18 protein-coding genes are annotated in these 19,357 nt (G+C 41.1%); 10 read left to right on the top strand and 8 right to left on the bottom strand.

The genetic code is table 11. The features are described 5' to 3' along the window. A partial coding sequence (locus L4C33_RS10300) for a Bcr/CflA family multidrug efflux MFS transporter (RefSeq protein WP_428812351.1) occupies positions 1-631 on the bottom strand: 631 nt, incomplete at its 3' end. A gap of 139 nt (positions 632-770) precedes the next feature. Continuing rightward, positions 771-1,466, bottom strand: a complete 696-nt coding sequence (gene rsuA / locus L4C33_RS10295) for a 16S rRNA pseudouridine(516) synthase RsuA (RefSeq protein WP_428812350.1) — start codon at positions 1,464-1,466, stop codon at positions 771-773. 108 nt (positions 1,467-1,574) lie between these two features. Here rsuA and radD point away from each other — a divergent pair, with 108 nt between their 5' ends. The 4 genes from radD to L4C33_RS10275 all read left to right on the top strand — a co-directional run bounded on the left by radD (position 1,575) and on the right by L4C33_RS10275 (position 5,970). Beyond that, on the top strand, positions 1,575-3,317 hold the full coding sequence (gene radD, locus L4C33_RS10290; RefSeq protein WP_428812349.1) for a DNA repair helicase RadD: 1,743 nt from the start codon (positions 1,575-1,577) through the stop codon (positions 3,315-3,317). A 73-nt stretch (positions 3,318-3,390) separates the two neighbouring features. Beyond that, positions 3,391-3,783: a PepSY domain-containing protein gene (locus L4C33_RS10285; RefSeq protein WP_428812348.1), complete on the top strand. Its 393-nt coding sequence runs from the start codon at positions 3,391-3,393 to the stop codon at positions 3,781-3,783. A 106-nt stretch (positions 3,784-3,889) separates the two neighbouring features. After that, positions 3,890-4,552 carry a response regulator transcription factor gene (locus L4C33_RS10280; protein WP_428812347.1) on the top strand — a complete coding sequence of 221 codons (663 nt, stop codon included), beginning with the start codon at positions 3,890-3,892 and terminating at the stop codon, positions 4,550-4,552. A gap of 62 nt (positions 4,553-4,614) precedes the next feature. Next, entirely contained in the window at positions 4,615-5,970 is a 1,356-nt protein-coding gene (locus tag L4C33_RS10275; protein WP_428812346.1) for an ATP-binding protein, read from the top strand. A gap of 135 nt (positions 5,971-6,105) precedes the next feature. Here the strand turns inward: L4C33_RS10275 and L4C33_RS10270 are convergent, their stop codons facing one another. Beyond that, on the bottom strand, positions 6,106-7,407 hold the full coding sequence (locus L4C33_RS10270; protein ID WP_428812345.1) for an LssY C-terminal domain-containing protein: 1,302 nt from the start codon (positions 7,405-7,407) through the stop codon (positions 6,106-6,108). Positions 7,408-7,419: 12 nt separating this feature from the next. Next, on the bottom strand, positions 7,420-8,151 hold the full coding sequence (locus tag L4C33_RS10265; protein ID WP_428812344.1) for a glycosyltransferase family 2 protein: 732 nt from the start codon (positions 8,149-8,151) through the stop codon (positions 7,420-7,422). Between the two features lie 397 nt (positions 8,152-8,548). Here L4C33_RS10265 and rplY point away from each other — a divergent pair, with 397 nt between their 5' ends. The 4 genes from rplY to L4C33_RS10245 all read left to right on the top strand — a co-directional run bounded on the left by rplY (position 8,549) and on the right by L4C33_RS10245 (position 13,319). Continuing rightward, positions 8,549-8,827 (top strand): 50S ribosomal protein L25, encoded by a 279-nt coding sequence (rplY, locus tag L4C33_RS10260; RefSeq protein WP_428812343.1) that lies wholly within the window; start codon positions 8,549-8,551, stop codon positions 8,825-8,827. Between the two features lie 823 nt (positions 8,828-9,650). Next, positions 9,651-11,483 carry an FAD/NAD(P)-binding protein gene (locus tag L4C33_RS10255; protein WP_428812342.1) on the top strand — a complete coding sequence of 611 codons (1,833 nt, stop codon included), beginning with the start codon at positions 9,651-9,653 and terminating at the stop codon, positions 11,481-11,483. Continuing rightward, positions 11,470-12,672, top strand: coding sequence for a YbfB/YjiJ family MFS transporter (locus L4C33_RS10250; RefSeq protein WP_428812341.1), 1,203 nt, complete (start codon positions 11,470-11,472; stop codon positions 12,670-12,672). The genes L4C33_RS10255 and L4C33_RS10250 overlap by 14 nt, the downstream gene beginning before the upstream one ends. A gap of 14 nt (positions 12,673-12,686) precedes the next feature. Next, positions 12,687-13,319 carry a glutathione S-transferase family protein gene (locus L4C33_RS10245; RefSeq protein ID WP_102432327.1) on the top strand — a complete coding sequence of 211 codons (633 nt, stop codon included), beginning with the start codon at positions 12,687-12,689 and terminating at the stop codon, positions 13,317-13,319. Between the two features lie 511 nt (positions 13,320-13,830). Here L4C33_RS10245 and L4C33_RS10240 read toward each other — a convergent pair. The 4 genes from L4C33_RS10240 to L4C33_RS10225 all read right to left on the bottom strand — a co-directional run bounded on the left by L4C33_RS10240 (position 13,831) and on the right by L4C33_RS10225 (position 17,965). Then, complete coding sequence (locus tag L4C33_RS10240; protein ID WP_004736343.1) at positions 13,831-14,034, bottom strand: hypothetical protein; 204 nt, start codon at positions 14,032-14,034, stop codon at positions 13,831-13,833. A 273-nt stretch (positions 14,035-14,307) separates the two neighbouring features. Further along, the gene (locus tag L4C33_RS10235; protein ID WP_428812340.1) at positions 14,308-15,171 is read right to left on the bottom strand and encodes a phage integrase N-terminal domain-containing protein; all 864 of its coding nucleotides are present in this window, start codon (positions 15,169-15,171) and stop codon (positions 14,308-14,310) included. 761 nt (positions 15,172-15,932) lie between these two features. Beyond that, complete coding sequence (locus tag L4C33_RS10230; RefSeq protein ID WP_428812339.1) at positions 15,933-17,282, bottom strand: sensor histidine kinase; 1,350 nt, start codon at positions 17,280-17,282, stop codon at positions 15,933-15,935. Further along, positions 17,279-17,965 (bottom strand): response regulator transcription factor, encoded by a 687-nt coding sequence (locus L4C33_RS10225; protein ID WP_428812338.1) that lies wholly within the window; start codon positions 17,963-17,965, stop codon positions 17,279-17,281. The genes L4C33_RS10230 and L4C33_RS10225 overlap by 4 nt, the downstream gene beginning before the upstream one ends. A gap of 492 nt (positions 17,966-18,457) precedes the next feature. On the opposite strand from L4C33_RS10225, the gene L4C33_RS10220 reads away from it, so the two are divergent. After that, complete coding sequence (locus L4C33_RS10220; protein WP_428812337.1) at positions 18,458-18,592, top strand: hypothetical protein; 135 nt, start codon at positions 18,458-18,460, stop codon at positions 18,590-18,592. Positions 18,593-18,782: 190 nt separating this feature from the next. Continuing rightward, positions 18,783-19,283, top strand: a complete 501-nt coding sequence (locus L4C33_RS10215) for a pilus assembly FimT family protein (RefSeq protein WP_428812336.1) — start codon at positions 18,783-18,785, stop codon at positions 19,281-19,283. Positions 19,284-19,357 lie beyond the last annotated feature (74 nt).

Below are 19,357 nucleotides of genomic sequence, written 5' to 3'. Positions count from 1 at the left end.
TTCTTAGGGTTGTCTTAAACCGCAACGGCTGCCGACTTTCAGCTGGTAATGTCTCTGGAATTTTCCAAAGTACAGCAGCGATTACAATGGCTGCAAAAATAGCTAATACCCAAAAGATTGAACGCCAGCCAAACCATAATGCAAGGTAGCCACCGATCATTGGTGCTATGAGTGGCGCGACAGTCATAACCAGCGTCACGAAAGACATTGTTCGAGCAAAATCTTCACGGTCGAACATATCACGCACAACAGCTTGAATAACCACAGCAGCGGCTGCCCCTGCAAAACCTTGAGCAGTACGAATATAAGTTAACGCTTCGATACCATGTGTAGTTGCACTAATAATAGAAGCCACTGCAAAGAAAAAGACCCCGATTAACAATACAGGGCGGCGGCCAAAGCTATCGGCAAGTGGGCCGTGCAGTAATTGCCCTAAAGCAAATCCAAGCGTATATGCCGTCAGCGTGATTTGTACTTCACCAGCAGTCACACCGAGATCTTTGGCGATCGTTGGCATTGCCGGTAGGTACATATCAATAGCAAGTGGAGTTAACGCGCCAATCGCACCCAGAATCAAAAAGAGTAGTAACCCTAATTGTGGGGTCTCAACACGTTGAGTAGCAGTATTCATAATTCTCCGAACTAGTCATATCATCCCGTCAACCAGAAAAGTTAAGGCGATAAATTGAGGCAATGGCTGAAACTTTCCTAGTGCCAGTCAAAGAATTCAGCCGACGCTATCCTTGGTCGGCTATTAAAACTGAAAGTGATTACTTCCAGATTGAATCGACTTCTTCTTGTGTTAGGTAACGGTATTCACCTAGTTCAAGAGATTCGTCCATTTCAATGTCACCGATTTTTTCACGGTGTAAAGCTTCTACTTTATTGCCTAGTGCGGCAAACATACGTTTAACTTGGTGGTACTTACCTTCATGAATAGTCAGTAATACTTCTTTTTCTGCACGAACATCTAAGTGCGCTGGAAGCGTCAAGCCTGTTTCACTTTTCAGCTGAATACCTTCTTTGAATTTCTCGACATAGTCGTCTTCAACAGGTTCAACCAACCAAACTCGGTAAGTTTTTTGGCACTTATGCTTTGGCGAAGTAATACGGTGTGACCATTGGCCATCATCAGTAATTAACACTAAGCCGGTAGTATCAACATCAAGACGGCCAGCAAAATGCAGCTTATCCATCTTAACTTCATCTAATAATTCAAATGCTGTCTGGTTAGAACCGTCTTCATGTGAACATACAAACCCTTCTGGCTTGTAAAGCATGATGTAACGAGGGCCATGAACTTTAATTTGGTTCCCTTGCCACGCTACTACGCACTCTTCCGTGACCTTTGTTGCACCACTTTTGACCATCACGTCATTGACCGTAACAGTTTTCGTTTTTAATATTTGGGTTGCTTCTCTTCGGGTTGCACCTAGTGCATCACACAAAAATTTATCTAAACGCATGAATACCTCATCTGATTTAAGTCAGGTATTATAGTCACCTTTGCACAATTAGTTGAGCTATTTCACATTATTTATGTGTGATTTACTTTCATTGACACAAGATACTGTATGTACACACTCCGACCTTACCAAGCAGACTCCGTAAAATCTGTTATTCACTACTTTCGAAAACACCAAACTCCAGCTGTTTTGGTGTTGCCTACTGGCGCAGGAAAAAGCTTAGTTATCGCCGAGTTAGCACGCTTAGCTAAAGGCAGAGTGCTAGTGCTTGCGCATGTCAAAGAGCTCGTAGAACAAAACCACGCGAAGTATGAAGGCTATGATTTAAAAGGGTCCATTTTCTCAGCGGGCCTTGGCCGTAAAGAAACAGATCAACAGGTCGTCTTTGCTTCCGTTCAATCGGTCGTGCGTAATCTTGATTTGTTTGCCAATCAATTTTCTTTATTAGTCATTGATGAGTGCCATCGTGTCCCCGATGAAAAAAACAGCAGCTACCAAAAAGTCATCACACATCTACGTGAGATAAACCCTGGTATTAAAGTATTGGGCCTAACCGCTACGCCTTATCGCCTTGGTATGGGCTGGATCTATCAATATCACACTCGTGGTCAAGTTCGCTCTGAGGAGCCACGTTTTTTCCGCGACTGTATTTTCGAACTGCCAATCCGCTACCTGCTAGATGAAGGTTTTTTAACCCCCGCTAAAATGATTGACGCTCCTGTTCTGAGTTATGACTTCTCAAAACTAAAACCTGCCAGTACAGGCCGATATAAAGAAGCAGAACTGGATATGGTCATTGAGCAATCTAAACGTGCCACACCACAAATTGTTGACCAAATCATCCACCTTGCAAAAGACAAGCAAGGGATTATGGTATTTGCCGCCACCGTTCGCCATGCACAAGAGATTTTAGGCTTACTACCTGAAGATGAAGCATCCATTGTCATTGGTGATACACCAACATTAGAGCGTGACCAAATCATCAATGATTTTAAAAATGGTAAAATCAAATTTTTGGTTAACGTGTCCGTTTTAACGACTGGCTTTGACGCCCCTCATGTCGATTTAATTGCCATCCTCAGGCCAACAGAATCTATCAGCTTGTATCAGCAAATTGTTGGGCGTGGCCTGCGCCTATCTGATGGAAAAACAGAGTGTCTCGTTCTGGATTATGCTGGGAACAGCTACGACTTGTATCAACCTGAGGTTGGCGATCCAAAGCCAGACTCTGACAGTGAAATTATCACAATCCCCTGCCCGGCTTGTGGCTTCAACAACAATTTCTGGGGAAAGCTAGACAGCAACGGATTCTTATTAGAACACTTTGGCCGACGCTGCCAAGGCTACTTCACCGATGAAGACACAGGTGAAAGAGAACACTGTGGCTATCGGTTCAGAGCCAAATACTGCAATGAATGTGGAGCAGATAATGACATTGCCGCCCGTATTTGCCATGAATGTGACGCAACACTCGTTGACCCTGACAAGAAGCTAAAAGAAGCACTGAACCTCAAAGACGCTTTAGTGTTTGAATGTTTGGAAATGGACTTAAATGTATTAAAGGATACAAACGGTAAATCACAACTTAAAGTGACTTACCGAGGTGAAAACCAAGCACAAGTTCATGAATTCTGGTCACTAACGACAAAAAAACAAAAGCAAAATTTCAAAGATCAGTTCGTCCGACCACACTTAGCAGATCGGCATAGACCATTTGAAGAAGCCTCGCCCACGAAAGTGGTGGCAAACCAACATCGTTTTCGACCACCTCRATTTGTGATCGCGCGGAAATCCGGTCGTTTTTGGAAAATGAGAGACAAAATATTCGAAGATGAACTCCAAAATCGCTAAACCGCTCTGGTTCACTTTATGTTCATACTCATTATTTTATACTGCTTTATATAGATTTAACCTTGGAACAGCTATGTTAACTAAACCAACTTTTGCTAGCGCATCTCTACTCTGCGCCCTGTTATTGCCTAATATAGCTTTGGCAAATAATGATCATAATGGCCACGAACTGGTTCAAGATGTTCACAAGCAAGGCACTCGTATTGAATTTGAAGAAGACCAAGACGAAGTCTATGACGCTGTTCAAAGTGGGTTGATTCGTCCATTTTCTGAATTATACGACGCTATCGAATCTCAACTGCATGGCCGAGTGATAAAAGTCGAGCTAGAAGAAGATGATGATGAATGGATCTATGAGCTTAAATTAGTACATGATAACAACGTCATTAAAGTGGAATACAACGCCACTACGTTAGAAATGATCGAGATTAAAGGTCGCAACCTCCAGAACGTTATCAAAAAGTAGCTCGTTACTAATCACAGTGTAGTGCACAAGCAATACCAAAAACAAAAATTCCAATGTGAACAAAAGCATATGTTCACACATAATAAGAACAGTAAGTGGTAACCATATGAAAATTTTAGTGGTAGAAGATGACCCTCGTCTTGGCGAACAAATCATTGAGACTCTTGAGTCTGCAGGTTGGGTTCCAGAGCTTTCTCAAGATGGCATAGATGCCTTGTACCGAGCTACATCTGAAGAGTGGGATGCTATCGTCCTAGACTTAGGATTGCCGAAACTTGATGGACTCACCGTTCTGAAAGGGATTCGCGATGAAAACATCAACACACCTGTTGTTATTCTGAGTGCTCGTGACACTTTGACTCAGCGCGTCGAAGGGCTAAATGCTGGTGCTGATGATTACTTAACTAAACCATTTGAAATGGTTGAATTGATTGCTCGTATTCGTGCTCAATTGCGTAGAGCCTCTGGTAATGCATCTCCTGTTCTACAAATTGGCGACCTTAGCTTGGACACTCGAAGCTCAAAAGTACTATGGCAAGGGCAAGCTGTTAGCCTAACTGCACTTGAGTACAAAGTAGTTGCTTACTTTATGCACAATTCAGATAAAGTAATTTCTCGTACTGAATTGGTTGAACACATCTATAAGCAAGACTTTGATCGTGACTCTAATACCGTAGAAGTGTTCATTGGTCGTATCCGCAAAAAAATTGCACCAAAGATCATCAAGACCGTTCGTGGTTTAGGCTATCAGCTAAACTCTGAATCATAATAAGTAGACTGCATTCACTTCGTCAGCCTGTTCTTCCTGATAGATAATATATTGAGTTTAACGTGCCTAAATCAGTACATCTCTCGAATAAAAATTTAAAGAACATCAGTCTTAAAAGCCGCCTGCTACTAGCAGCGGCTTTTTGGCTTGGTGCCATGATCTTAGCGGCAGGTTTAGGGATCCCTAAATTGGTCAATGACTACCTTGTCGATGATGTAAAACAACAGCTCAGCCTTGCTATGGACGAACTTACCGCCAATATCGAAACCGATAATAACGGTGATTTAGTGATGCTTGGTCGCTTATCCGACCCAAGGTTCTATCAACCCTATAGTGGTTTGTATTGGAGTGCGATGACTTCAGAGCAAACGCTGCGTTCTCGATCTCTTTGGGATAAAAATCTGTCTTTTAAAAAGAAGCCTTTAAAACTCACGATCACCGGAGCGAAAGATGAAAAGCTGATTTACATCACTCAATCCGTTTACCTACCCGATCTAAACGCGCCCGTGACAATCACTATAGGCTTAGACGAAGATCCATTAGAGTCCACGCTAAACCAAATCACCGGACAGATTTGGTTAATATTGTCTATGCTTTTTGCTGGCGTATTGCTTCTTATCGGTATCCAAGTCAGTTGGTCATTGCTGCCTTTAAATCGGATGCAGAAAGAACTGGCTTTACTAAGGCAGGGCAAACAACAAGCCCTTGGGGATAACTACCCTAAAGAAGTGTCACCGTTGGTTTCTGACTTAAACGCTCTATTATTTCACTACCAAGAGCTATTAGAACGTGCTCGAAATCATGCTGGGAATCTATCCCATGCACTAAAAACACCTTTGTCCGTATTAAAGAACGAGGTCTCTACGCTACCAGAACAAGACTCAACCAAGTTCCGTCAGCCACTTGACCAAATACAAAGCCAAATTGATTACCACTTAGGTCGCGCTCGTATGGCTGGTTCTATGAATATTTTGTCTGTTAAAGCCTCTCCAAGTGAACGAGTCGACGCTATTTCTATGGCTTTTGATAAAGTTTACGCACATAACGAAATCACCCTAATTAATGAGCTAGATTCAGAACTAGAAGTCGCTGTAGATAAGACAGATTTAGACGAAATGGTCGGCAACTTATTAGAAAACGGGTACAAATGGGCACAGAGTATTATTCGTGTTCATTCTGAAACGTTAACTAATGGCAACATCGCGTTGATCATTGAAGATGATGGCCCTGGTATTCCCAAAGAAAAGTGGCAGTTAGTGACAAAACGAGGTGTTAGGCTAGATGAAACAACACCAGGAACCGGGTTAGGTCTTAATATTGTATGTGAAATGGCGCACAGCTACCGTGGACATTTGGAACTATCTCAAAGCTCTATGGGCGGGCTAAAAGCAACTTTAACGTTTAACAAATCTCAGTAATTCATTGCCTGATTAGTCACTCGTTAATGGTTAACCTGAACCAAGCTTTCCGCCTCATATAATTAGATATAACTACACAAAAACGGCAGCGATAATCGCTGCCGTTTCCTTATTCTCTTTTACAACTTCACAAGATTAGTTAGTAGCAAGCTGTACTGAACCTTGTACTTCTCGATTAGATAACACCACCAACACGCCACCATCAGTGTAATAGTCATGCGCTTCGTTAAGTGCGACTGGGTCTGTTAAAGGTTCTATTGATACTTCAAAATTAGGTAAACGCGTTTGAATATTACTCGCTAATTTATCTCGCTCATCATCGACGTTTGGGTTAATACTGTGCAGCACAGTAATAATGCCAGAATATGGCGTTATCTTTAGCCCATCATCATAGCTAATTGCACCGACCCAAATASGTTGCCCTGATTGATGGATACGCTGTGTTTTCCACCATCGAATATGGCTACGCTGCATCAAGTTCCCCGGAAGCTGATACGCTAAATCTTGAGGACTTTGCTGCCAAAAAAGGTCGGAAACTGGTGGTGTCTTTCCTTTAATTAGATCCAGATAGTCTTTAAATTCAAGCTCATTTCTAGAGAAGGTTTTATTTTCTAGCCAGCCTAACTGCTTCATCATGCTATCAGGAGAAGTACCAGTAAACATGACATTGACTGCCTGAGCATCGAAAAATAACGACTTCCCTGCATAAACCTTATATTCCTGTGCTGGTTCAATTGAAGAAATCGATCGTGTTTCAACAACCGACTCTGTCGCTTGAAAGTCATCAGACAACCAAAAGAAATGGCTATAGTTTGCCCAGAGTTGAAATGCTAAAAATATAGACGCGATTTTAAATGTTAATAAGTGCCAATTTCGCTTATAGCCAATGTAAGCAATAACGCCCGTCGCAAGCACACTTAATAAAACATATTGATGCTCTACAACAAACACTTTTACTTCATTAAGTAATGGGAACTGTTCTACACCATAAGCCAGTAAATAACCCCAAAGGATAAACTGACCGCCACCAATAATTAGTCCAAACGTTGCTAATAGGCTGAACTTACCCCAAGACGTTTTATGTGTGCCAGCAATAAAAGGGACGACCCAAGCAACTGGCCCCAAAAGCCTTGCAAAAGCAATAACATATGCCCCTCTTTTATGCATAAGATATCGGCACCGGGCAATGGCTCTACGTGACTTAGGTAAATGTCGAGTCAGCTTACGCTGGGCTTGAAAGCCAAATCTATAACCAATCAAATAACTAAGTTGATCACCGACTAATCCACCAAGCAACACCGCAAATACACCAAGCCATATACCACTATGTAACTGATAGCCTGCAGCAATAAAAAATGGCTCACCGGGAACAAATAAGTTCGGTCCAATGAGCGCATCAAGTAACGATCCCCAGAACAGCCCTATTCCTTCAAACATCCCTGCACCTTTCTACTGCTGTTCTTTGTAATGACCGAATTTATATTCCATTTCGTTATTTCTCATCTCTCCGAAAAAAACACGACGAACATTGGCTTTGAAATAGGTCATGCCCATTTTTAAAACACCATCTTGATCTAATCGGCGAGGATCGAACCCAAATGTGAGTGTTAAAAAGCGAAAACGCCATGTTTTACTCGCACGGTTAACGTAATCGCAGTCTTCACATAACGTGATGCTTTCATCAAACCCACCAATTTCGTTGTGTGCTCGTTTCGTAGAAAAAATACAAGCGCCAACAGCAGTAGGAAAAACATACTGAGTAACAGCAAGACCAGCGTTGAAAAGGCTATAACCGAATTTATGCGCGAGTGGCAGGTCTTTGGCACCCATGTATACGCCAGCGACTTCAAGCTTCTTATCTTTAAGTTGGCTTAAGGCGTTTGCTAAAAATGTCGGCGATAACTGAACATCAGCATCAAGAAAGAGTATACGTTCATGCTTTGCTAGCTCGGCTCCTGTATTTCTCCCTAAGCTTACACCTCGGGTTTCCATCTTATGCACGACCAAATCTGTTAAAGTACTTTGGTACGCTTGTACTACCTCACAAGTCTTATCTTCGCTATTAGAATCAACCACAATGACTTCAAACTCTTGATGCGTTTGCTTGCTAAGATCATCCATTAAACGACCAATACGTTTCTCTTCATTTAACGTGATAACTACAATACTTACTGGTTCCATAATTTACCCCTAATCAGTTCTAATTCGTCATAAGCGATATGTTTAGTTCGCTTCGTTAAGAGCTAAGATAACGTAGTGACGATTAACCGTTCGTTAGGTAAACATTCATATTCCATTCACAATTTGGGTTCTCTACTTTCCCCTGTATTGCTACTCAAGTTGTGGTGTCGCAAACAGAAATCGTAACCAAAGTGGCATATTGACCAACATCTAATCAAACGATTGAAAAGTGATGATTAATACGTTCAAAAGTATCGTAAGCTATTGCTCCTCTCATTAGAGAATGTTAGTATCCGCGCTCGCTCAAACATGAACTTGTTTATGTATGAGCATTACCACACAGACAAGGTCGCATTGTCGTGTGAATCTAAATTTTTACTAATTTGAGAGTAAAACTATGAAATTTGAAGCAGTAGTACGTACTGAACTAGGTAAAGGTGCGAGCCGCCGCCTACGTCACGCTGGTAAATTCCCAGCTGTAATCTACGGTGGTGAAGCAGCAGCAGTATCTATCGAACTTGTTCACACTGACGTGATCAACCAAATGGATAAGCCTGAATTCTACGAAGCAATCACTCTAGTGGTTGACGGCGCTGAAGTTAAGGTTAAGCCGCAAGATGTTCAACGTCACGCGTTCAAGCCTAAAGTTGAGCACATGGACTTCATCCGTATCTAATTCCCTACCAAGGAATTGATTGGATAAATCCAAGCCTTCTGCATAGATAAGATCATCGAACTTACCATTCGAGAAATCTAAAAATTCGAAAGCCCGATGCTACCAACATCGGGCTTTCACCGTTTCTGAACCCTCAAAAACGTTCAAATTCTCGCGCAATACACTGAAATCAATCAACTTTCCCCTCCCCTATTTTGTCCCTACATTTTATGGGTGGATTAAGGGTGGACGAAAGGTGGACTTATACAGTAGTTTTCCTTGGTTAAAATATTAGGCGTATTTTTACCCCACTTCAACTAGAAGTAACAAAACAAACTAACTCACTTTTGCCCCATTACTATTTAGTGCTTCTATTCATTCACATCCTGTTCATAGGGTTTGCCCTACCAAAAGTTATCCGAATGTAGATCGTGAGAGTATACGCCTCAAATCAAATTGATTTTAGTTATCTTGCATAGGCAAACCGGCTAATCGCGATGATGACCAATACACAGATTCAAGTTGAGTATTAGTTAACACTCCCCCTCATAAAAAGCCCAACGACCTCTTTAGATARTCGATTGATGGGGGAATATTCTTTGTCGCTGAACATCCAGTGGCACTTGTAACGATCACATTTAATGACTCCCCTCCCACAATTAAGAAAAGATTGAAGATGTAAACGACCAATCTGACACTTACAAAGAATGTAAATCATCATCAAACCTTTAAAAGTTAGAGTAATAACCCTATTGAGAGAGCTTGGTGCCAAATGTTAGGTTGATGTTACGCGTTAGTTAACTCGCAATGCTGGCAAATAAAATAAAAATTATAAAGGCTCTCTATGAAAAACCGTACAGTTGGCATCATTGGTATTGGCCCTCGTGGATTAAGCGTGTTAGAGCGTATAATCGCCCTCTCAATGGATACCCCCCACCAACCATTAGATATCAAAATCTTTGACCCAAACCTCCCAGGCTCTGGATGTCATGATGTCAAGCAACCGAATCATTTACTCGTAAATACGGTGAGTTCTCAAATTACGATGTTCGCCGACGAGAGTGTTAGTGAAGCTAGAAATGTGATTTCAGGGCCTACTTTTTACCAATGGTTGTGTGAAAGGCCACAAGATGAGTTGAGTCCTAAAACAATATTGCCGAACGAATACTATTCTCGTTCTCTTTTTGGTGAGTATCTGAATTGGGTATTTCACTACCTTGTTGATGCCTCCCCTTCACATATCATAATAAACTATTCACCTTATGAAGTTATTGATATCGATAAGTTGGATGACTATTCCTGGAATTTACGAGATAACCGAAACACTCTCACCAATGTTGAATACCTTTACTTAACTACAGGGCATACGAAAGCCAAATATATCAAACCTGACACCGCACAAGAAATATCCAATCCATACCCAGTAAAAGAAAAACTAAAATATATATCTTCAAATCAAACTGTCGCTCTCCAAGGTCTTGGATTGACGGCGAGCGACATTCTGTCAGAGCTGTCTATTGGACGTGGCGGAAAGTTCATCCGTACTCAGGGGGGTAGCCTTGAATACTCACCTTCAGGGAACGAGCCCCAGATCATAGCGTATTCTCGTACTGGTCTGCCTTTGTCCAGTAGAGCAGAAAATCAAAAAGGAGCATCTGAACAGTACCATGCTAAGTTCCTAACACCTTTAAAGGTAGCAACATTTAGAGAACAAGGGGCCATCAATTTTATAAAAGATGTACTGCCTTTACTTATAAAAGACATGGAGTATGCGTACTACGAAAGCTACCTAAGCCAAAAGCAAGGACTAATAGCTGCACAAAAATTCTGTAATCAGTTTCTCTACTCACACCCGAATGAACAGGAAATTCTAGTTACCGAAACAATTCCGATTGGAGATAGGTTTAGTTGGGAGATACTCGCAGCACCAGTTCCAAGCTATGCGTTTCAGTCTCCAGCAGTCTATATTACTTGGCTGATAGATTACCTTGAAGCAGACATTACAGAAGCCCAAAAAGGAAACATAAGTAGCCCAATAAAATCTGCTAGCGATGTGTTACGTGACTTAAGAGACATCATTAGAGATGTTATCGACTTTAAAGGCCTTACCGAAGAGTCACATCGTTGGGTTGATTCTGTGTTTATTCCTTTGATGAATAGAATCGCTGTAGGTCCACCAAAAGAAAGAATAGAAGAGATGGTCGCGTTGCTAAAAAGTGGTGTACTAAAGTTAAACCTTGGCCCCTCGCCAGAAGTAATGAGTTGTTCGAGTACTAATTCGATCACTCTCAAGTCAACGGTATGGCCTGAACTACGAGAGCAAGCCGACATAAGAATTCATGCCAAGGTGTCGATGCACAGCCCAAAGGACGATGGCACACCACTCTGGGAAAACCTTTTAGATAAGCAATATACAAGACTGTACTTCAATGGTGACTACCATCCAGGTGGTATTGATGTAACACCGAACATGAATGTGATCGATGCCTACGGTATGGAACAAAATAACATTTGGGCATTGGGTATGCCTACAGAGGGAAATAAATTTTACACCTTCATAGTACCTAGGCCTGGTGTTAATTCTACGGCAATCGTCGACGCAGGTAGAGCTGTCAATGCGTTGTTTAAACAGTTGTCTTGTACCCAAAGTGAAGGTGAACAATATGTCACAAGTTAAACTCTTAAACCGCAGCACCTTCGCTGGGCTCGCAGCAACATTAGTTGGTAACGGCATTGGTCGTTTTGCTTACATAGCATTAATGCCTGTGCTCATTCAAAGTGGGTGGTTCTCAAGCGAAGATGCTTCCATACTTGGCGCTGCGACACTGGTTGGCTATATCTTCGGAGCTCCTGCTTCGAGCTTTTTACAAAGATATTATTCAATAGGCACACTCATACGTGCTTCTTTGTTATTAAGTAGCTTTAGTTATCTTGGTTGTGCCTTAAAATCTGCCCCCTTTGAATGGTTTTTAACACTTAGAACGATTGCGGGTGTATCGGGAGCCGTACTCATGGTACTAGCACCACCAGTGATCACTAGCCTTCACCCGCAAGAGATGAAAGCAAGAATCAGTGGCGTCGTATTTTCAGGAATTGGTCTAGGTGCCATGATTTCAGGAACTATCATACCTTTGCTTATCTACCAAAGTGTTGAAAGTGCATGGTTAGGTATGGGGGCGATAGCTTTCCTCGCAACAGTCCTGACTTGGAACGCGTGGGCTCTTGAGGTTAAGCCAAACCATTGCGATAAAAGTCCATCGACGTTTGATGCCTTATCTAAGAATGAGCGCATCAGTGTTAGCTGCGTACTTTTAGCCTATACCTTTAACGCTATTGGTTATTTACCTCATACTCTTTTTTGGGTCGACTATATTGTTCGAGAGCTACAAATGAGTTTTGCGAGCGGTGGTTTTTACTGGGCTGTTTTTGGTATCGGAGCAGCGATTGGGCCAATAGTAACCGGTATACTAGGTGATAAGTTTGGACTTAAAAAAGCACTATTAGCTGCATTTTTTTGTAAAGCTGTCGGGGTTGCTCTTCCGCTATTAAGCACCAGTAAAACAGCTCTTTTTGCTTCATCTTTATTGGTCGGTATGTTTACTCCAGGCACCGTAACACTGGTATCAACCTATACCTTAGAAATCGTTGGGACACAGCTCCATACGAAATCTTGGGGAGCAATGACAATGGCTTTTGCTATCTCTCAAGGCGCCGTTGGTTTTGTTATGGCTCATTATGCCCCGCAACTCACCAGCTATAACATCCTATTTATGATCAGCGCGAGTGCACTCATCTTATCGATACTCTGCATTGTGTTTACATCAACTAAACAGCAGACATTAAACACTGCTCAAATAAATTCTTAGCAAAGGAATCGCTCATGAAACTGTATTTAAACGACACCTCTCCATTCTCCAGAGCAGTGTTAGCCACGGCCTATCTGTGTGATGCTCCAATAGTTCTTGAATGGATCGACCCGTGGCAAACGCCCAACACATTGGTCACAATCAATCCATTCAGTACCATTCCGGTTCTAGAAACCAGTGATGAGGTTGCACTAACAGAGAGTTTAACGATCTGTGAGTTTCTCATGCAAGCTTACCCAACTGAAAAACTAGCAGCGACCAAGGCTAGCGACACTCAACGCATGTCGTTATTGGGAATGAGTAAAACGCTGATGGAAGTGGCATTTCGGTGCGCAGCACTGAGCCGCTTCGAAGCTGAGCAAAACGTGCTAACGATTAGGGGAAAGGAAGGTATTCAAAGAAGCGTTAAAGCACTTATCGGGCAGTTGAATAACAATCATGATTTGCTTAAGCCTGACTTCTCAACATTGTACCTACACATAGCATTAGATTACGTTCTATTCAGGCACGCTAGTTTGCTTTCAGCAGAAGAGCACGACATCCTCACCACTGCCTTACACGACTCTCCTTTCAAAGACACTATGGCAAGGTTGAGCCTCGAGTCGCTTTCCAAAAAACCGTGCTTTAGTGAATACAAAGCTACTTAACCGCTTTCATCAAACTTTTATAGAACGATTCAAGCATTAACACCTCCCCTTCACAAAAGCATATTGATCTCTTTAGATTAACGACTGAAGGGGAGAACATTCTTTGCAGCTGCACATATAATGATCGTATTCAATTCCTCCCCTTTTCTATGCTCAACAAGAAAGCGAAGATGTAAATCAAGTGGAGAACAAGGTTTTATATCGAGAGCTGCTCCCTACTGAATACTAAGTCGGCTGGATGCATGTTATTACTTACTAAGTTGACTGAACCTCGGAAAACGAATGACAAACTTTGCCATACCAGTGGTTATTCATGGATGACTAATGCTCACTTTTACGTAATACACTTTTGTCCAGAAACGTTTTTAAAATTTATCAAACTCTATTTTCCTCCGACAACAATGGCTAGATATAGAGCGAGCATAGGATCAGATAGAGTTTAAAAGTAGGTAGTAGTTAGGGGGGAGTTGGTGATCTTAATTACACATCCCTGTGTAACGTATTCTGAATGTCAGCTGGCTTTAAAGCGCTTCATAAATTGACTAAAGCGTGGGATCAGGTTTTGCACAGTCGGCGCATCGGGAATCTCATTTACAAAAATCATAAAGCGCTGTGCTTTACTTTTATCACCTTGAGCAGTCCCTGCTAGTATTGCTTGAGCTAAAATTACATGCTCAGCGGTAACGTCCTTATTCGAAAATTCGTGAATCAACATAGAAAATCCTAATAAGTATAAATACGGATGTAATAATACAATATATTGATGTTTATATCGATAGCTTATGGCATTCATCAATGTCAGATTTGTGTCAAAGCAAGACAGTGATGTTTACCATCAATACTGGACAGTGAGCATAGTGACTTTCCATACTTATGCTAATTCGTGATTTGCTAATTCTTGGTTCTCAGAAACTCATTTCTGTCCAATAACGATTTAGAAGTGTTCGGATTCCGAACACTTCTAAATACGAATTTAAGTGGTGTAAATCTATCGACCTAAGTACACGGCTGTCACCTCTTCCCTACCATGACCAAGTTCCTCACTAATGATCATTCTGGCTTCATAGTCACGCAGTTTGTCCTCTCCTGTTAACCTTTTTGTTGACGGCCCTCCCGCAGCAGGAGCATATAATCCCGTCAAATCAAAGTAACGCTGGTGCGCATACGCATGCCTTAAGCCATGCGCTCGGTCTAACCCCATCTTGATACATGCTCGCTCATAGCGCTTCATTTGAGTAACGTATTTGGCGTTCTTAGGGATCAAAGAACCCTCTCCTACCCATTTTTTCACTTCATCAAGTAATTCGCGTTGGTTCGCATTTCGTATTGGAATGTCTCGCGGCCTTGCTCCTTTAGTTTTCACGAGGTGTAGGTGATCACCTCTGTCGGCAAGGTTAATTTGAATTTTCATGCTCTCCTCTCTACGCAAGCCAAAAGCTACTTGCAACCGAAAGCTTGCTTCCAGGTATAGGTCGTTGAGTTTAGATAGTTGTGCGTTAGAAAGGTGACGTGCTTTATTTTGATTGGTGACATATTTGCGGTTTTCTATGCCAAGTGAAAGGTTACTTTTTGGTACGAGTCCAGGTTTACCAATCTTCTCAGATAGCCATCGTAAGTGGGTCATTCTGGTTTTGATTGTGCCAGCGGCTAAGCCTTGAGATTGCCAATGGTGTACAAGCTTTTCGATATGCTTACGGCCAAGGTTCCGTAACTCTAATTTTCGAACGTTTAACTCTTTTAATTGTTTGTCTGCTAGCTTAAGTATCTTCTTTCTTTCAGCTTGAGTGGCTTTAGAGCCATCTGGGTTACGATGTAATACGCGGGTAATTTGATAATAAAAATTCGTTGCCATGCGTCCACCTCAAAATATCGTAATGAATAAAAGAGCCGATATAGCCATCGGCTCGTACTTCAGTCATTTCAAGGTTCTTATTTCACGGGTGCAGTAGTAGGTTTCAATGCGAGTTCAGATTAGTGTTATTGCTCCCGTTCATTTCGAATGAACGCCTACACCTTAATTAGAGTAAGTAGGTAATGAAGCGAGACTACTGCGCGGTTCAGAAATTCCGAACAATTGAATGACTGTAAGCCATGTGCAATTGCTAATTCCCAGAAGCCTGTTGGCTATTGAGATAAGAATGCGCTGGTAAATTAATGGATTTCTTCGTGTAGTAGTCTTTGCAGCTACTGCTGCTTTTCTATTTCTCTTTCATTATTGTCTCAACCTAATCTGCTTACAACTTTAGCGGCGCTCTCAGCGTCATTGATCCTCGCCGTCATTCTTTTTCACTTCCGATATTTCGCTCGTAGCCCCCAGCTGGTGTGCGCTGCCCGTCCTGTCACTCCCTCATTTTTTGGAGTGACAGAACTAGTAAGAAAGCCAATGCTTGAAGATGATACAAAAAACGGCCTTATCTACGTATAAGGCCGATAAATAAGTACAACTTTTATGATATTGTCGTTAGCTTGTTGCTACTACCACTCGAGTTCACAGCTAGCTATTAGATAAGACCTTGTTGTGRATTTCATATTATTAATAGAGTTGGCATAACCTATGTTACTCGATTTACATGCCAACTGATTTGCCCCTTACACTACAAGTAGTATCAGTACTTACGTGCTAGATTTAGGAATAACGACCGTAAATCGAGCTCCGCCGAGATGACTATCATTAACAGAAAGTTGCCACCCGAGATTTTTTGTTGCCTGACTAGCAATTGCCAAACCCAAACCAAAACCACCTTTGTTAAGGTTTCGACTTTTATCTATACGTGCAAATGCCAAAAAGATCTCATTTCGTTTATCTTCGGGAATACCTTCACCATTATCTTCAACATCGATGGTCCAGCAACTGTCAAACTCATGAAGTGATACTTCAATAATACCGTTCCCATAACTTATTGCATTTTTTATAAGATTATCAAGTGTGAGCTTTGCAAAGCAGCACGGACCATAAGGTTGTAATGTGGATAAACTAGGGTCGATAGTAAGTTTAATCGTCGAGTCATGATTCATCATGTCTATACGTTTTTGACACAGGCTAGCTAAGGAAATAGGCTCAGATTGGGGCGCGTAAAGAGTACAGCGTTTATTATTAAGACGAGAAAGCTGAATAATATCGGTAGTTAGTAAAGATATGTCTTTAATGTAGTCATCAATATTGTCATGCATCGTCTCTCTATTTTTCGTATCGTCTCTGCGTAGAAGGTCGCTCGCCATTTGAATTCGGCTTAATGGCGTTCGTATTTCATGTGGTATGGCTTGTGAGAAAATTTGAGACTCTTTGACGCGTGTTTCGATGTCAGCTGCCATTTCATTAAAGCTTTGAGCAATCTCTTTGATTGGAGAGATATGATACGATTCTGCACGAACACTGAGGTCCCCCTGACCAAAAGCCTCTTGTACTTTCAATAGCTTATTGACCCTTTTATTTACTCTATATAAAGGGAGGTATAAAAGAGCAGCCAGTGCCAAGCTCATGGTAATAAACAACATTAAGAAGAAGTGATTATCTCTATTTTCGTACCATGGGGTTGAGATAGTAATAGGATTTTCGGTTTCGGTAAAAAGTAGAAACTGACTCGAGTCAGGAATAGGAAGTGCGATAGCAAAAAGATCGGCATCATTAGTATAAACAGTAATCCTTTCCTGCTCAGTAAAAACCTCACAGTCGACACAATACTGGTGAAGGTTGTATGCCTGATCAATAACTTGCAGTTTATAGTCGTAGAATGAAAGCTCTTTTTGATGACGTAGCTTTTGGTACAAACCATCCGGTTCAGATTGACTATTTACGTAGTGTTGTAAGTGAGCTGTAGCAGTGTCTATAAAAACATCTTTATCGCCTTGACGTACATAATCCGCTGTAAGCTGAAGAAAAATAAAAAAAATGATGACCAGCCCCACAATGCTTTCTATATATAAGCATTTGAACATAGATATTGGCTTAGTTTTTATTTTCATATTTGGCTGCCTATCAACTTATACCCTTGATTTCTTACTGTTTTAATAACAACACTGAATACTTCAGATTGAATAAGTGTTTTTCGTAAACTCGATACGCGCATATCGATAGACCGATTATTGGCGTTGTACTCAATGCCGCGAGCGACTCGGCAGCAGTGCTCGCGCGATACCGTTTCACCAGAGAATTCCACCAGTACTTGGAGGATTTCAAATTCTGATTGGGTGAGATATATAGGTTTTTGTTCATAGTAAGCTGTTTGATTTTCACGATTAATCACAATGCCATAGGCATAATTGATCGTGTTGTCTCGTTGAGACTGATAGCGACGCGTTAGGGCTTCTATTCGAGCAACCAATATATGGCCACGAATAGGTTTAGTCATATAATCATCAGCCCCAAGCCTTAATAGAGAAACTTCATTCATTTCATCTTCTGAAGCGGTCAATATGATGATCATACCTTGGTAGAACTCTCTGGCTTCACGACAAATATCTACGCCCGATTTACCAGGAAGCATCAAATCTAAGATAATGAGATCGGGTTGAGTCAATTTGATCTCATCTATTGCTTGTGAACCATCACTAATCACAGAGACATTATAGCCTTCTGCCTCAAGATACATTTTTGTTAGTTGGGCAATCGCGTTGTCATCTTCAACGAATAAGATGTTACAGCTCATATCTATTCACTATGTGTATAAAACTGCGTGGCAGTATATTGAAATCGTTTGCGTCTGCAAGATGGTGGTAATAATTCGAGTAAATTGAGAGTACATATTTTCTTACAACGAATACTTACACGAGCTGACAAAACCCACATTTATGGAGCGATGACCTGTAAATAGAATTAAAGTGAAGCCGTAAATCATGAAAACTGACAAATTAGGTGTAAATAAGTTGAGTTGTGAAAAAATGTGACAACTTAAACTTGTAACCTAACTTACAAAGCATTGACAATGTGAATGTCATATTCTCTGTACACCTAGACTTCTTTATTCGACATATTAGTATGCCCCCACAGCAAGCCCTAAAAAGTGGTGTAAAGAGCTTAAGCACTCTACTTCCCAATTCATGGTGCGCTGTATTTTATTTATGGGATATCACTAACGGAAGAGTTCTTGCCAAACTTAGAGGTACTCATTGTTGTATATATGACTTTTATGGAGCAGGACATGTTCAAGACACAATATTTAGCTTTATTCGGTTCAGCATTGATAGACTGTAACTCAGAGAATAACACTACTTCAACTGGTAGCTACATGGACGCGACTACAATCGGGAAAGCTAAGTCAAACAGTAACTATTGATAATTTATCTAAGACCTTGCCACAAACATTAAGTGTTGCAAGAGATTCTGGCTTCAAATTATATACTCTCATTTCAATAAATAAATAGACTAAATAAGTCGTAGTTAAATTAGTCTGAACGCGATCAATTTTACAGATCAACTTCGTTATTTCATTGAAATATTTAACGTTCTGTTAGGTTTCTATAAAAGTGAATAAACAAATAAAGAAAAATCAAGGATTCTCATTATTTGAAATGGTAGTTGTGATCTCGGTGGTGGGCATTTTAGCCGCAGCGGCCATTCCTAATTATTTTAATGTTAAAGATGGTGCAAAAGAGGCTATTATTCTTAATACATTACAGTCGGTTGTCACTGCAAATTCRTCAGTCTTTGGCGAAGCACTACTTGAAGGAAAAGATGATGGGCGTAAAAAACTTGATGATATAAGCCTATGGAATGGCAATATTGTAATGCGGGCTCCTAACTTACGACATGCACTTAAAACCAATTTAGAGATTTTAGACTTCAAACTCTTTAACTTACCAATTAATGAAGATAAGTCAATTCAGCATGGGCTTTATGTAGTGCACGGAGAAGATTACCAAACTTACAAAGAGTCAGGTGTTATACCTCAATGCTTTGTTCGAGCGGTGCAACGAAAAAACGAGGGTGGTAAACCAATTATTGATAGTAATACAAACATGTGTTGACTAACGTTACAAAGAGTCCCACCGAATGTAGTGGGACTCTTTGTATGTATTAATTATTACTATGACACCTACTC

It is taken from the genome of Vibrio makurazakiensis (assembly GCF_050337375.1).
Taxonomy (GTDB): Bacteria; Pseudomonadota; Gammaproteobacteria; order Enterobacterales; family Vibrionaceae; genus Vibrio; species Vibrio makurazakiensis.
The sequence above is the reverse complement of the archived record's forward strand: the minus strand, read 5'-3'. Positions and strand labels throughout refer to the sequence as shown.